At 37.0% G+C, this 13,975-nt stretch carries 11 protein-coding genes; 4 read left to right on the forward strand and 7 right to left on the reverse strand.

The annotated features are described in order from the left end of the window. Nucleotides 1-172: 172 nt before the first annotated feature. A complete protein-coding gene (locus ACUN8G_RS06975) occupies nt 173-2,611 on the reverse strand; it encodes a sigma 54-interacting transcriptional regulator (RefSeq protein ID WP_437347755.1) in 2,439 nt (812 codons plus the stop codon). A 64-nt stretch (nt 2,612-2,675) separates the two neighbouring features. Between ACUN8G_RS06975 and ACUN8G_RS06980 the strand changes: the two genes are divergently transcribed. Continuing rightward, nucleotides 2,676-3,467, forward strand: coding sequence for an alpha/beta fold hydrolase (locus tag ACUN8G_RS06980; RefSeq protein WP_437347754.1), 792 nt, complete (start codon nt 2,676-2,678; stop codon nt 3,465-3,467). A 19-nt stretch (nt 3,468-3,486) separates the two neighbouring features. On the opposite strand, the gene ACUN8G_RS06985 is transcribed toward ACUN8G_RS06980, so the two are convergent. Beyond that, the gene (locus ACUN8G_RS06985; protein ID WP_437347753.1) at nt 3,487-4,404 is read right to left on the reverse strand and encodes an EamA family transporter; all 918 of its coding nucleotides are present in this window, start codon (nt 4,402-4,404) and stop codon (nt 3,487-3,489) included. Between the two features lie 96 nt (nt 4,405-4,500). Here ACUN8G_RS06985 and ACUN8G_RS06990 point away from each other — a divergent pair, with 96 nt between their 5' ends. The 3 genes from ACUN8G_RS06990 to ACUN8G_RS07000 are packed head-to-tail and all read left to right on the forward strand — an operon-like array spanning nt 4,501 to nt 7,214. Continuing rightward, entirely contained in the window at nt 4,501-5,727 is a 1,227-nt protein-coding gene (locus ACUN8G_RS06990; RefSeq protein ID WP_437347752.1) for a mechanosensitive ion channel family protein, read from the forward strand. Further along, nucleotides 5,724-6,887: a thiamine pyrophosphate-dependent enzyme gene (locus ACUN8G_RS06995; RefSeq protein ID WP_437347751.1), complete on the forward strand. Its 1,164-nt coding sequence runs from the start codon at nt 5,724-5,726 to the stop codon at nt 6,885-6,887. Before ACUN8G_RS06990 ends, ACUN8G_RS06995 begins: the two co-directional genes overlap by 4 nt. Nucleotides 6,888-6,890: 3 nt before the next feature. After that, nucleotides 6,891-7,214 (forward strand): cupin domain-containing protein, encoded by a 324-nt coding sequence (locus ACUN8G_RS07000; RefSeq protein ID WP_437347750.1) that lies wholly within the window; start codon nt 6,891-6,893, stop codon nt 7,212-7,214. A gap of 63 nt (nt 7,215-7,277) precedes the next feature. On the opposite strand, the gene ACUN8G_RS07005 is transcribed toward ACUN8G_RS07000, so the two are convergent. From ACUN8G_RS07005 to ACUN8G_RS07025, 5 genes are all read right to left on the reverse strand, one after another. Further along, nucleotides 7,278-7,550: a co-chaperone GroES gene (locus ACUN8G_RS07005; protein WP_437347749.1), complete on the reverse strand. Its 273-nt coding sequence runs from the start codon at nt 7,548-7,550 to the stop codon at nt 7,278-7,280. Between the two features lie 13 nt (nt 7,551-7,563). Beyond that, nucleotides 7,564-7,812 (reverse strand): glutaredoxin family protein, encoded by a 249-nt coding sequence (locus ACUN8G_RS07010; protein WP_437347748.1) that lies wholly within the window; start codon nt 7,810-7,812, stop codon nt 7,564-7,566. Nucleotides 7,813-7,880: 68 nt separating this feature from the next. Beyond that, complete coding sequence (locus ACUN8G_RS07015; RefSeq protein ID WP_437347747.1) at nt 7,881-9,776, reverse strand: sodium:solute symporter family protein; 1,896 nt, start codon at nt 9,774-9,776, stop codon at nt 7,881-7,883. Nucleotides 9,777-9,785: 9 nt separating this feature from the next. After that, nucleotides 9,786-10,967 carry an ROK family transcriptional regulator gene (locus ACUN8G_RS07020; RefSeq protein WP_437347746.1) on the reverse strand — a complete coding sequence of 394 codons (1,182 nt, stop codon included), beginning with the start codon at nt 10,965-10,967 and terminating at the stop codon, nt 9,786-9,788. A gap of 62 nt (nt 10,968-11,029) precedes the next feature. Next, a complete protein-coding gene (locus ACUN8G_RS07025) occupies nt 11,030-13,969 on the reverse strand; it encodes a GH92 family glycosyl hydrolase (protein WP_437347745.1) in 2,940 nt (979 codons plus the stop codon). Nucleotides 13,970-13,975: the final 6 nt, after the last annotated feature.

Raw genomic sequence — 13,975 nt, forward strand, 5'->3', positions numbered from 1 at the left:
CTGATTTAGCAAATTCTGGTCTATTTTTGTTCTTTCAGATAAGTCTTTCCTATTTTTCAAGGGAAATCGCTTCTTCGGTCTATTCAGATATCTTCTAAATTTTCATCGTGCGGTCGCTGAGTAGTCCTGGTAAGGACGTATCGAAGCGACCGAGTACAAGTAACCATAAGAACTAAAATTGACCTAACTTCCGATTTTTATCCGAGAGTAGATATTTAATAACATCGTCAAGATAATCGTGATAACGTACAGGCAGGTTTTTATATTTAGATGCAAAGACTTTTTTGACCTCTTCAAAATTGTTACTTTTAATTTTTTTCAGGTCGTTATTAATATTTTCGATATACTTGGAAGCCTTCGATTTTAACCTGTCTAATATTTCTTCGTCTTCAGTTCCGGCTATCGCTTTTACAGCTGCTTCAAAATTATAATTGTTTTGGACATAATTCTTAAAAAAGAGTCCTCGCAAAATTTCACCTACGATGGTTCGGCTGACATTTCCAATTTCCCGGGCTGTTTCCACAACAGAAGAATGTGAAAATTTTTTAGCACGCAGGGAATCGAGAATAAAGTTTTCCATGTCAGCTTTACGATAATGCCTGTATTCGTCGGGCAGGTCCGTAATCAAAATGATATTGCGTTCTTCTGCTTTAGCAAAAATAGCCGCTCTTTTTACAATCGATTCCAGCTCTCTTACGTTCCCTTTCCATTCATTTTTTACCAAGCATTCGAGTGCGGCTTTTGAAAACCTTAAATTGTCGTCCTCTCTTTCGAGAAAATATTCTGCTAAAACAGGAATATCTTCTTTCCTTTCCCTTAATGGAGGAATTTCGATATTAAGTACATTGAGTCTGTAATACAAATCTTCCCTGAATTTACCTTCTTCAATTAAACGTGCAAGATTTCGATTAGTAGCTGCTATTACACGTACATTGACCTTTTGCGTTTGAGCGGAGCCAACCTTCTGAAATTCGCCGAACTGAATAACTCTTAATAGTTTTGCTTGAAACGAATCGCTTGTTTCCCCAATTTCATCAAGGAATAGGGTACCGCCGTCTGCTGCTTCAAATAATCCTTTTTTATTGCTGAGAGCATTTGTAAAGGCTCCTTTAACATATCCAAACAATTCACTTTCGAGTAAACTTTCTGTCAAAGCAGCACAATTAAGAGCAATAAATTCCTGCTCTCTACGATTACTTAAATTATGAATTGCTCTTGCAACCAGTTCTTTGCCGCTGCCACTTTCGCCAATGATCAAAACTGTTGCATCTGTTGGTGCAACTTTTTCGATTGTTTTAATTACTTTGTCCATTGCACTGCTCTTATAAACAATATTTTCGAATTGATGCCTTCCTGCGTGTTTCTCCACTGGCTGTGAATCCTGCTCGAGCTCCTTTAATTGTGTTATTTCATTTTTTAATTTTTCTATTTGATTTAGCAATTCACCTTTAGCTTGTTCAGAAATCTTAGAAATGTTTTCGAGCAAAGCTTCTTTGCTTTCAAGAGTTTTTTTCAACAACTCGCTTTCGCTCAACGCATGCGTCGCCTGCTGTTTGTTTACCATTATTTTAAGATAAACTTCGAATGCCAGACATAAAATTGCAGGCAGGAAAGCCATCGTAAAATTGAATATTACGAAGAAGTAATTAAAAAGAATAAATGACGCAATTAGTATAAAAAACAGGTATGAAACAATCCGTATTTCATTTGAGCCAAAGTGGAAGAAATAAATGAATCCAATGAGGAACAACACTGAAAGTACTGACAATAAATTTGAGTATTTGTAATTCAATGATCGGTGTGTAATAATATTATCGAGAACAAAGGCATGAAATCCGACACCCGGTAATTCATCATCGTAATAAGTCTTGACCGTTTTTGCAATGGTAGGATCGCTCACTCCAATTAATACATATTTATTTTTGAATTTTTCCGGCCTTTTTTCAAATTCTCCGAAGAATTCAATCAAGGAGTAAGTTTTGAATTTGTGCCATGAATTATAAAAATTAACTTTAAGCAAATCTTTCGCTTCCGCATCGTCTTTGCCTGCAAGTTCAATTGCAAAAGCTTTCTCGTAACGACGATTTACAGATATAAACTCAGGAACGTAATATCCGTCAGAATCAATATAGTTCAGGTGTCCCGTTTTGAGCGAAGGGATTTCGTACTTTGGCTGTGAATAGATAATCGTATCGGAATTTGTAATAATGGAAGATAAAACTATATTATTATTTGACTTCTCTAAAACATCGTTCAACAAATCGTTATAAATCTCCTGAAACGCCAGTCTTGAAGAAAACATCAGTTCGATTCCAATTTTTTTTGCCCCAACCCGATTCAGATTGTCAACCAACAAAGCATAATAACTTCTTTTAAGAGGCCATCCTCCAAGCTGTTCAATGTCATCTGAATTAATATGAATAATAACAATCGAACTATCGGTTTCCTTGGGACCACCAATAAAGCGCATCAATTCTTCATAACCTTTATTTACAGGGATACGGATTAGTTCTAATTCTAAAGCAATAAGCAACCCGACTAATATTAACGACAAACGAATAATTTTTTCGTACTTAAATAAATTCGATAATGTCGAATAGTTTTTATCCATCAGAAATATTATTTTGGTTTCTTAATAGAAATAAATTTACGAAAAAATAAGTAAAGGAATAGTAATGAAAACCAATATCAACGGAATTGCGGTTTATACTTATGGCGACCCCAAAAATAACGCGATAGTATTTGTACATGGTTTTCCATACGACCATACAATGTGGGATGAACAGGTAAAAGAACTTCAGAAAGATTATTATTGCGTAACTTACGATGTAAGAGGACTTGGCAAAAGCCATATCGGCGATGGACAATATACAATGGAATTTTATGTTGATGACCTGTTTATGGTAATTAAGGAATTGAAGCTTCGTAAACCGGTCTTGTGCGGATTATCGATGGGTGGTTATATTGCCCTGAGAGCCATTGAAAGAAATCAAAATAAATTTGGTGCATTAATACTTTGCGACACCAGAGCAGAAGCGGACAATAACGAAGGCAAAATTAAACGCTCTGCAAATATTGATATGATTAATACAAAAGGACTCGAGGCATTTATAAATAAATTCGTCCCGACATGCTTTGCTGCAGAGGCAGTTAAAAAGAAAGCGAATTATTATACGTCAACGCTCGAAAAAGCTTACCGGAACAATCCCACAGGAGTTAAAGGTGCAATAATTGCGATTATGAGTCGTACCGACACGACCCATGTTTTACCCGAAATTAAAATTCCCACTCTTGTATTATGTGGCTCGTTCGACAGCTTAACACCTCATCAAACAATGCGCAAACTGGCAGAACAAATTCCTAATTCTGAATTTGCTATAATCCCACTTTCGGGTCATATGTCGCCAGTCGAAAATCCTGGAGCAGTTAACGATTTAATCAAAGGTTTTCTAAAAAGGAGAATTTAACTACAAATTAGCAGGGCGGTCACTTCTCCGTCCTGCTTAATTTCATTCTCAATTCCACACTCCCCTTTTTTACCAGATAAACCCCGGTCAAAATTATTGCAGCCGATAAAAGCAATACCAGATTAAATGCTTCGTCCAGAATAAGCCATCCCAGAAAAATTGCAATTATAGGATTGATATACGCATAAGTGGAAACGAACGAGACGGGTAGATGTTCGATTGCATAGATATAAGAACCATATCCGATTAACGATCCAATTATCAAGAGGTAGATAAAAGCCAGTGTGCTTTCTGTAGTAAAACTGAGATGTCTATGTTCTCCGATGATAATACTGACTAAAGTCATCAACGTACCTGCAATTGTCATCTGAAGAGCGGCACTCATTAAAGGATGAACTTTCGTCGTATTATATTTCGAGTAAATTGTGCCAAAAGACCAGCACGTTACAGCAACGAAAAGTCCTGCCACACCTTTAAGATAATGAGAATCAAAAATACTTATAATATTGCTACCAAAAATTAGCATTACACCCACCATTCCTGACAACAAACCAATCACAGTTTGTAAATTTAGATTCGCTCCTTTTACATAAAAAGATTCGATGCCAACAATCCAGAAAGGGACAGTAGTTATTAAAAGTGCAGCCAGGCCGCTTGGAATCCATTGTTCTGAAAAGACAACAAATCCATTCCCAAATCCCAATAGCAGGATGCCCACTACTGTGGAATGTTTAATGTCGTTCCACTCTGGCAGACGGTAGTTTTTTTTCATGAGGAATAAAAATAGAATTGGACCGGCTAAAAACCATCTGAAACCCGCAAAAAATAAAGGCGGCAGATCTTCCACTCCAACCCTTATTGCCAGATATGTAGTCCCCCAAATTATACAAATTGCAGCCCACGCCAGGTAGGCTTTTGTTTTTGTCTCTAATACCATAGTCAATTAAATTAGTGAATATAAAAATAATATTTTCTTACGGTAATTCCGGTCTTAACTATTTTATTAGTTTCGTAATTCAAGGATTTTGTTATAATGGAAAGTATAGAAAAATTTGTGAAAAAATTTCCTTTTGTTGCCGAGAACCTTAAGTTCTTAGGCATTCTTCTTTTGGCGGTAATAGTATATGCACTTACTAAATATATTTTGCTCCGTCTAATAAAAAAATTCGTACGTCACACAAAAACTGAGTTTGACGATATTCTACTGCACGATCGTGTTCTTAAAAACGTTTCCTACATTGCACCGCTGATAATAATCAAACTGTTCGCTTATACCATCCCTTCAATTGAAAATTTCATTCATGTTTTTGTAAATGCGCTTATTGTACTCTTGGTCATTTTTACTATTAATGGTTTATTGACGGGATTTACGGGCGTTTTAAATCGGATGGAAAGATTTAAAGAAAAGCCCGTAAAAGGATACATACAGGTTGTAAAAATAATCGTTTATATTTTCGGTGGAGTTATTTTCATATCGACATTACTTGGCGAATCGCCGTGGGCACTGATTGGTGGTCTGAGCGCCCTGACAGCTGTGCTTGTACTGGTTTTCAGAGATACAATTCTTTCATTCGTTGCCAGCATTCAGATTTCATCTTACGACCTTGTAAAGGTAGGTGACTGGATCGAGGTTCCCAAATACGGTGCAGACGGCGAGGTAATCGATATTTCCTTAAATGTCATAAAAATACAAAACTGGGACAAAACAATTACAGTTATTCCCACCTACAAATTAATTGAAGACTCATTCAAAAATTGGAGGGGAATGACTCTTGCAGGTGGCAGGAGAATCAAAAGGTCAGTTTATATTGACCAGTCAAGTATAAAATTCTGCAGCGAAGAAATGATTGAAAAATTCGAACGTATTCAGTTATTAAAAAATTATATAAAAACGAAAAGAGAGGAAATTAATAAATATAATCAGGAACGGAACATCGACGATTCTGTCCTTGTCAATGGAAGAAGAATGACAAACATCGGAACATTCAGAGCATATCTCAAAGAATATCTTCTGCAGCGCGAAGAGATAAACAAAGAGATGACATTTCTTGTAAGGCATTTACCTCCCGGTCCTGAAGGATTGCCGATCGAAATATACGTATTCACTAAAACTACCAACTGGAACGAGTACGAAGAAATTCAATCGAATATATTTGACCATATTCTTGCGGTAATTCCCCAATTTGAATTGAGAGTATTCCAGAATCCGACGGGATATGATATTAAAGAAGCGATCAATTCATTAAAAGAATACAAATGATGATGGAACCGATCCATAAAGCATTAGGTCAGGCACTCCACGACAACGGAGTAGAAGTAGTTACTTTTGTGCCCGGTTTCGGCGCATCCGAAACGTTTATGTCGTACAACGAAATTGCTGGCAAAATTGGTAAAATATCGTATCACGAAGAAGTTGCCTATACAATATCACACGGAGCATCAATAATCGGGAAACGTTCTGCACTACTTTGCAAATCACACGGTGTAATGAAAGCAGCAAACAGTATTACTGATTCGCTCTACACATCACCAGCAGCAGGATTGGTTTTGTTTGTTTTTGAAGACTTTACAGGCAAACATTCCGACAATATTCTCGATATTTATCCCATTCTAAGATCCATAAATATTCCCGTAATCAAGGCGGATAAAACAAAAATTTACGACGATGTACACACGGCTTATCAGCTCTCTGAGAAAACAAAACTTCCTGCGGCTCTTCTAATTGATGCCATGACGATTAATGAACCGTGCACATTTGAGCCACGCCTGGATTTAAAAAAGAATTTTTCATATAAAAGAAATATCTATTTCCATGTAGTTCATCCATTACTTGCAGAATATCAATACAAAGTTTTAACGACAAAAGTAGAAGGCGGTAATCTCGAAGCTGTATCGCGTCCAGAATTACCGATTGTGCCCGAAAGTTTGACCCCAAAAGTTAAAGAGGGAGCATCTAAGTATATCACTTTTTTCGAAGTATTTAAGAACATTAAGAGAGATATTACAACAGGCGATACAGGCTCGTCAAGTGCGTTTGCTTTTCCACCGTACAACTCGATCGACATTGTTACTTATATGGGCGGCTCGATCCCATTGGCATTGGGTGCATATCTCGGAGGATTCAAGAATGTTTGGGCATTAACCGGCGATTTTGCTTTTATATCTGCAGGTCATCTTGGATTGATCGAAGCTGTTCAAAGAAATATACCCTTGAAAATTGTTATCTTCTACAATCGCCGCTCTTCTGCAACCGGAGGGCAATTGATCAGTAAAAACATTCTATTCAGAATTCTCGCAGGCTATGAAAAGTTTATACTCGAAATCAGTAATCCTGAGGATATGTTCGAAATCGATTCTGTTTTAAATGAAGCCGCAGTTTCAGACGAAATGAAAATAATAATTGTCAACTATCCCGAATAAATTATGTTGCCAGAATTAAAAAATCTTTACGAAAAGATTCCCGATAAAATTCCAGATGAAATTTTTGAAGAAATTTTACGAACGGACAAACTAAGAATAGAAAGAATAATTTCGAAAGGACAGAAAAGTCCGGAAGGTTTCTGGTATGATCAAGATGAAAATGAATTTGTATTACTTTTAAAAGGATACGCCCGACTTGAATTTGAAGACGGGAAAAAAGTCGAGCTCAGAGAGGGGGATTATTTAATAATACCTTCGCGGTTGAAACACCGTGTGGATAAGACTTCCGCAGAAAAAGAAACGATCTGGCTGGCAATTTTTTATTAAAAAAGCGGTAATGACATTAAAGTCAGTACCGCTTTTACCAGTAAAGGAACATATGCAAATTTACTAATCTTCAATTATGGCAAGAATATCCGACCTCTGAATAATTTTGAGGTCTTTGCCATCGACACTAATATCCTCGCCGCCGTATTTGGCAAATAATACGCGGTCGCCTTCTTTAATATTTTGGCGTAAGTCTTCGTCGGTTCCAACTGCAAGAACCTTACCGATAATCGGTTTTTCTTTTGCAGTATCGGGTATTATAATGCCCGATGGCGTCTTAGATACTTCATCGACAGGTTCGATTAAAACTCTGTCGTCCAATGGTTTTACTTTCATAAACCAGCAACTCCTAATCTTTTATGTTTAACAAACGGTTTATTTTGGGTTTATCGAATCCCACAATTGGTTGATTATTGATTAAAATTACCGGTACGCCAGTTTGGCCTGTCCGTCTCATCATATCTCTGGCTGCAGCCTGATCCCGCGTAACGTCGATATCTTTAAAACGGATATTCTTTTCGCGGAAATATCTCTTTGCTGCATTACAGAAACTGCAAGTTGGTGTTGAAAATATTATTACTTTCGGTTGTGCAGACATCTTAAAGTACCACAAATTTTTTTAGCATATGATGAAAGTGGGATGAAAAGGATTCAAGGAGGAGGAAATTATTTTATAATTTTCTCAAAACCAATTTTTTTCAGATTATAATAAATTATAAAAGCACCACACGAACTAATTAAAAGAAGAATAAATCCCTTAAAATAATTCTGAAAAATCAGTGCACCCGTTCCAAACAAAAACGAATAAATGACAACAATGCCCGCCAACCAATTCACGAACATTCTAACAAAAATACTGCCTGATTGTTTAATCCCCATCAAATCCGTTATCTTTCTCCATCCAATGCCTCCCGGCTCAGTTCTTTCATAAAATTCAATTAATTTTTTTTGATTGACAGGTTTTGTCGTATAAGTTACAATCAACCAGATTATTGTTGTTATTAAAACTATTGGAAAAAGAGAGATCGGCGAGGGTATTCCGAGATAATATCTAACAAGAGGATATATAAACAATGGGGCAATCATTGCCGAGATTTCAGACCAGGCATTTATCCGCCACCAGTACCAACGCAATATCAGTACTGCACCAATACCTGCGCTTGCATTCAATATAAATTCCCATGCTCCTGAAATAGTAGAGAGAAAATATTTTGTGATCAAAAGTGAAAGTATCGTAAGAATGAGAATACTTACTCTTGAAATCATTACATAATGCCGTTCGTCGGCATTATTTTTTATAAATCTTCTGTAAAAGTCATTAATAATATACGAGGTTCCCCAATTCAGTTGCGAAGCTATGGTCGACATATAAGCGGCAAGAAAAACTGCAATAAGCAGACCAAGCAGACCAGCTGGTAAAAATCGTACCATCAATTTGGGATACATCATTCCAGGGTCTACAGTATTTTCATAAACTTCATACATTTCTTTAAATTCTGGTGAATTAGCATATTGAAGAGTATTTAAGTCTGTATTTGAATTATATGCTTCAACGACTTTATCATACATATCAGGATTTTGCGTTTTGAGTTGTTCAAGATTATCCGTGCGCGGCAAAATTACCAGCGCTGCCAGTGCAACCAGAATCCATGGCCAGGGTCTGATAGCATAGTGCGCAATCGTAAACCATAGAGTCGCAAAAAGACTATGTTTTTCGTCTTTGGCGGACATCATTCGCTGGGCAATATATCCTCCTCCACCTGGATCGGCGCCAGGATACCAGCTTGCCCACCATTGTAAAGCCACATAGGCAAAAAACGAACCAATTGATATTGAAAATATTCCACTTACTACTTCACTACTTCCAATTCTTGGAATGAACGATATAACCTGTGGTGATAATTTTTCTTTCAATTTCGTCATTCCACCCACCTCAGGTAACGAGACCACTATCACGGCAAGGATAATGCATCCGATCATGGCAAATACAAACTGAAAGCTGTCCGTTCTTGAAGTGCCTAATAGTCCAGAGGCAGCCGAGTAAATTCCAATAATGATTGCAGCAATTACAACAAGTCCAAACGAATCGTACTGTGGAAAAATCACAGCAAATATTTTTTCCATCGCCTTATGTACCCAACCGAGAATGATTATATTCATAAATAATCCGAGATAGAGTGCTTTAAAACCTCGAAGGGCTGCGGCGGCTTTGCCATCGTATCGAAGTTCAATAAACTCCACGTCTGTCATAATTTGAGCGCGGCGCCATAAACGCGCAAAAAAGAATACAGTAAGCATACTACCGATTGCCATATTCCACCAGAGCCAGTTACCCGATATCCCGTTTTTAGCAACTAATTCGGTAACTGCCAGTGGTGTATCTGCGGCAAAGGTAGTGGCAACCATCGCTGTACCCGAAATATACCACGGGAGGTTTCTGCCGGATAGAAAAAATTCACCGGTATTTTTACCGGCTTTTTTGGAATAATATAATGCGATAAAAAAAACCACCAGGAAATAAAACAAGATGACAGCTATGTCAATATAATTTAAGGTATGCATCGGTCAATACTATTGTTTGACCACAGGTAGTTTAAAGAAATTCTCCAGCACAAGAGATGCAGCGCCAACTGCTACGGAGAATTGATGATACCTATCTACTACGATCTCAAGTGCATTGCTCGTAATAGAGATTACCCTCATTTCAATCTCTTTCCTAACCGCTTCTATGATAACACCTTCAAGTTCTGAAACCACTCCTGTAAGTATAAGTGTATCGGGATTCAAAAGTGAAACAGCAGGGGCAATTGTCTGTCCGACAATACTCCCAATCTTTGAAAAGATCAGTTTTGCAATTTCATCTTCTTCTTTTGCAGCATGGAGCAACAATTCAATATCGATAGAATCGATAGAATTCAAAAAATTTTTCAGTACTTTCCCTTCGTGAAAGCGGCTTCTGTAGGATGCCAGTATCTCTTTGAGTGTGGGCAGATGTGGGTAAAGCTCGCCGGCGCAATATGAAGAACCTCTGTATAAATTGCCGTTTATTACGATTCCGATTCCAAGACCGCTTACATTTTTATCAATTTCAATCAAAATTGTTAGATAGTTTCTCGAGGCTTTAATATTGTTTTTCCATTTATATCCAACTGCTACTGCATTTGCGTTATTTTCAAGCAATACTTTAAAAGGAAATACATTCAATTTTTCAATAAGATTAAAATTAAGATCTGGTAATATACTCGACATAACAACCACACCTCGTTGACAATCAACAATACCTGCAAATGCGATTCCAACCCCAAGTATTTTCGATGTCTCTAAATTGTTATCTTCGATGGCAAAATTTACGGCAGTAATTATACTCTCGGCTAACTCATCAACAGTATTTACAGTATCAATCTTTATATTGCGACTATAAATCAGCTCGCCTTTAAAATTGAGAACTACCAAAGACATTTCGCCTACTTCGATGTCCAGTCCTATTACATAAGCAGCATCTTTATTGAGTGTCCACATATACGGTTTTTTGCCGCCTTTGCTGGTGGAATCCCCTTTTCCATAAAAAAGCACGAAAGATTTAGCCGATAGTTCTTTCAAAATATTAAATATTGTCGAGGGTCTCATACCGGTAATTTTAGCTAATTCGGAGCTGGCAATAACTTCATTCTCCTGAATTAAATTCAAAACCAATTGCTCGTTAATGTCTTTAACAACTCTCGCATGGAACGAAATTAATTTTTTACTTCTCATTCTTTTTTGTTCCTATGAAATTAAACTATATAAATAATACATATCGATATCAATTACAAGTTTTAATTAATGTCGATCTCATCGACAAAGATCCATGCTTTTCCACCACTTCCAGGATGCCAGGAAGGACACAATCCAATATTTTTTCCGATTATTTTAATATATCGGGCTTCACTATTTTTGAGTTCGACACTGAAACTCTTAATTCCTTCGAATTTATCGTACTCGGCTAACTTATATTCCCCGCTATAAACATTTACATAGTTCATTCCATCGATGGATAAATAAAAATCAACTTTTTCAGGTAGAAAAATCCACGAACCGATATTCTGGAGAAAACTTACCGATAATTTATTTATTTTCATAGATTTTCCAAGATCTATAATTACATCGAGATTTTTTCCTTCATATCCCTGCCATGCATCCGAATTAAAATTTTCATTTCCTTTAATACCGTCTATCAGTCCCCACTTTCCTCCTCCTGTATATGGATTGTCAAACGTAGTATTATAATGAATATCCCAATCACTCGGTACCTCGTGAAATTCGGAAGTTACTACTTTACTGTATTTGCCATTTTTAGTCGATACAAATTTAAGCTGACTCGAATTATTTAGAATTAATGGCTTATTATACAATTTGCCGTTTGTTATCGGGTCAGAGTCGTCCAGGGTATAATAAATTTCCGCTGCGTCTATACTTTCCAATTCAATCACTGTTTCGCCTTTAAATACTTTTTCACCGCTTTTAATAAAAGGAATCGGAATGAACTGGAGATCGACATAAGAGTGTGGTCTGTCGGATTTATTATATCCCCAATTCGTTGGTTTATCGGTCATCTCAAAGACTATACTTCCGCCATTTATAATATCTTCATGGGTTATATACGATTCAGAATGGTTCAAACCATTTAGTATTGCTGATTTTATATAAATATTTCTATCTGATAAATTCTCGGTCTTAATTTCGAACGATTTACCATTTGTGAAATTGATTACTGCTTTTTCAAAGTGAGGTTTACCAATAATATATTCGTTACTTCCCGGGCAAACTGGATAAAATCCGAGACTGCTTAAAACATACCAGGCGGACATCTGCCCGCAGTCTTCATTACCGCTTAATCCATCAGGTTTGTCAGTATACAATGTATTCAGAATTTTATCTACAATTTCCTGAGTTTTATACGGTTTCCCTACATAGTTATAAAGATAGGCAATATGGTGACTCGGTTCGTTGCCGTGAGCATATTGACCTATAAGTCCCGAAATATCCGGCTGATGTCGCCCTTTTAATTCTGTATTGGCATTAAACAGCTCGTCGAGTCTGTTTTCGAAATTCTCGTCACTACCGTAAAGGTCAATCAGACCATTGACATCGTGAGGCACAAAAAAGCTATACTGCCATGAATTTGCCTCAGTATAATCCCTGCTGACAACATAAGGATCAAAAGGAGAAACCCATTTCCCATTCTTCTTGGGTCTGAAAAAACGTGTTACCGGATCAAAAAGATTGACATAGTATTTTGAGCGTTCGAGATAATAATGATATGCGTCTTTATTACCAGCTCGATTGGCAATTTGAGCTATGCACCAGTCATCGTACGAATATTCAAGAGTTTTTGACACGCTCTCGTGCTCGTAATCAGAAGGTATATAACCCATTTCCTTATAAACATCGAGTCCCCGAAAATCGGACATTGCAGAGCTATTCATGGCTTTTAGAGCAAGATTTATATCGATACCAGGCAAATTTTTAATTATAGCATCTGCAATTACAGGGACTGAATGATAACCAATCATAGTGCCTGTTTCATTCGAGGCGAGTTCCCATATCGGCAATTGACCGCTTTCTTCGTACTTACGCAGCATTGAATTTATCATATCAACATTTTCTTCTGGAGCAATTAGTGTAAACAAAGGATGAAGCGCTCTAAAGGTATCCCATAGTGAGAAAACCGTATAGAGGGTAAAATTTCCCTCCTTATGAATCTTTCCATCCATGCCAATATACCGGCCGTCAACATCTGATTGAATATTAGGACTTAGAAAAGCGTGATATAGTGCAGTATAAAAGATTCTTTTTTTGGTTACATCTAAATCTTCAATGATAATTGAGGAGAGGCGTTTTTCCCATTCGCTCTCAGCCTCTTTTTTTATACTTTCGAAATCTTTGTTATTAATCTCGTGTCTTAGATTTTTTTCCGCTCCTTCCAGACTCGTATGCGAGATTCCAACTTTGACAAAGATCTTTTCGTTGGCTTCGGTTTTATAATGGAGAGCGACTTTTATGTTATTGCCCGATGCTTTATTAGAATTGACAGTTTTTCCGTTCTTAAAAATTGAGTAAGATTCGATGGGCCTGGAGAGAACTGCAAAGAAAAAAATTGTATGGTCCTTAGCCCATCCTGTTGATCTTCTGTATCCCTTTACTATTGTATCATTAACAATAATTATTTTTGAATCGATTACTCTGTCCTGAATTCCGTGTTTCAGGTCAATGAGAATATGAGAACTATCGGATTTCGGGAAGATATATTTATGATATCCTGCTCTTTTTGTAACAGTTAGTTCCACTTTAATTTTATAATCATCGAGAAAGACTGAATAAAAACCAGGTTCAGCAATCTCAGATTCATGTCTGAAACGAGAGCGATAACCGGAATCCGGATTATTTTTTGAACCCGGTTCAATTTTCAATTTACCTGTTGTAGGCATAAATAAAATATCACCGTAGTCGCCACAGCCCGTGCCACTGAGGTGAGTATGACTGAATCCAATTAATGAATTATCTGAATAATGATAGCCTGAGCACCAATCCCATCCTTCAGTATCCGTATCAGGACTTAGCTGTACCATACCGAATGGTAAAGTGGCGCCTGGATATGTATGACCATGTCCGTCAGTTCCGACGAATGGATTCACAAATTGTGTAAGTTTACTTTGTGCGACAATGCAAACTGCACCTGTAAAAACTATGGCAAAGAAATATTTAATGATTTTCATATAAGT

It is taken from the genome of Melioribacter sulfuriphilus (genome assembly GCF_052656625.1).

What these genes read in the sequence shown, in the direction of transcription:
- ACUN8G_RS06975 (WP_437347755.1), bottom strand. Translation starts at nt 2,611, where the DNA reads ATGGATAAAAACTATTCGACATTATCGAATTTATTTAAGTACGAAAAA.
- ACUN8G_RS06980 (WP_437347754.1), top strand. Translation starts at nt 2,676, where the DNA reads ATGAAAACCAATATCAACGGAATTGCGGTTTATACTTATGGCGACCCC.
- ACUN8G_RS06985 (WP_437347753.1), bottom strand. Translation starts at nt 4,404, where the DNA reads ATGGTATTAGAGACAAAAACAAAAGCCTACCTGGCGTGGGCTGCAATT.
- ACUN8G_RS06990 (WP_437347752.1), top strand. Translation starts at nt 4,501, where the DNA reads ATGGAAAGTATAGAAAAATTTGTGAAAAAATTTCCTTTTGTTGCCGAG.
- ACUN8G_RS06995 (WP_437347751.1), top strand. Translation starts at nt 5,724, where the DNA reads ATGATGATGGAACCGATCCATAAAGCATTAGGTCAGGCACTCCACGAC.
- ACUN8G_RS07000 (WP_437347750.1), top strand. Translation starts at nt 6,891, where the DNA reads ATGTTGCCAGAATTAAAAAATCTTTACGAAAAGATTCCCGATAAAATT.
- ACUN8G_RS07005 (WP_437347749.1), bottom strand. Translation starts at nt 7,550, where the DNA reads ATGAAAGTAAAACCATTGGACGACAGAGTTTTAATCGAACCTGTCGAT.
- ACUN8G_RS07010 (WP_437347748.1), bottom strand. Translation starts at nt 7,812, where the DNA reads ATGTCTGCACAACCGAAAGTAATAATATTTTCAACACCAACTTGCAGT.
- ACUN8G_RS07015 (WP_437347747.1), bottom strand. Translation starts at nt 9,776, where the DNA reads ATGCATACCTTAAATTATATTGACATAGCTGTCATCTTGTTTTATTTC.
- ACUN8G_RS07020 (WP_437347746.1), bottom strand. Translation starts at nt 10,967, where the DNA reads ATGAGAAGTAAAAAATTAATTTCGTTCCATGCGAGAGTTGTTAAAGAC.
- ACUN8G_RS07025 (WP_437347745.1), bottom strand. Translation starts at nt 13,969, where the DNA reads ATGAAAATCATTAAATATTTCTTTGCCATAGTTTTTACAGGTGCAGTT.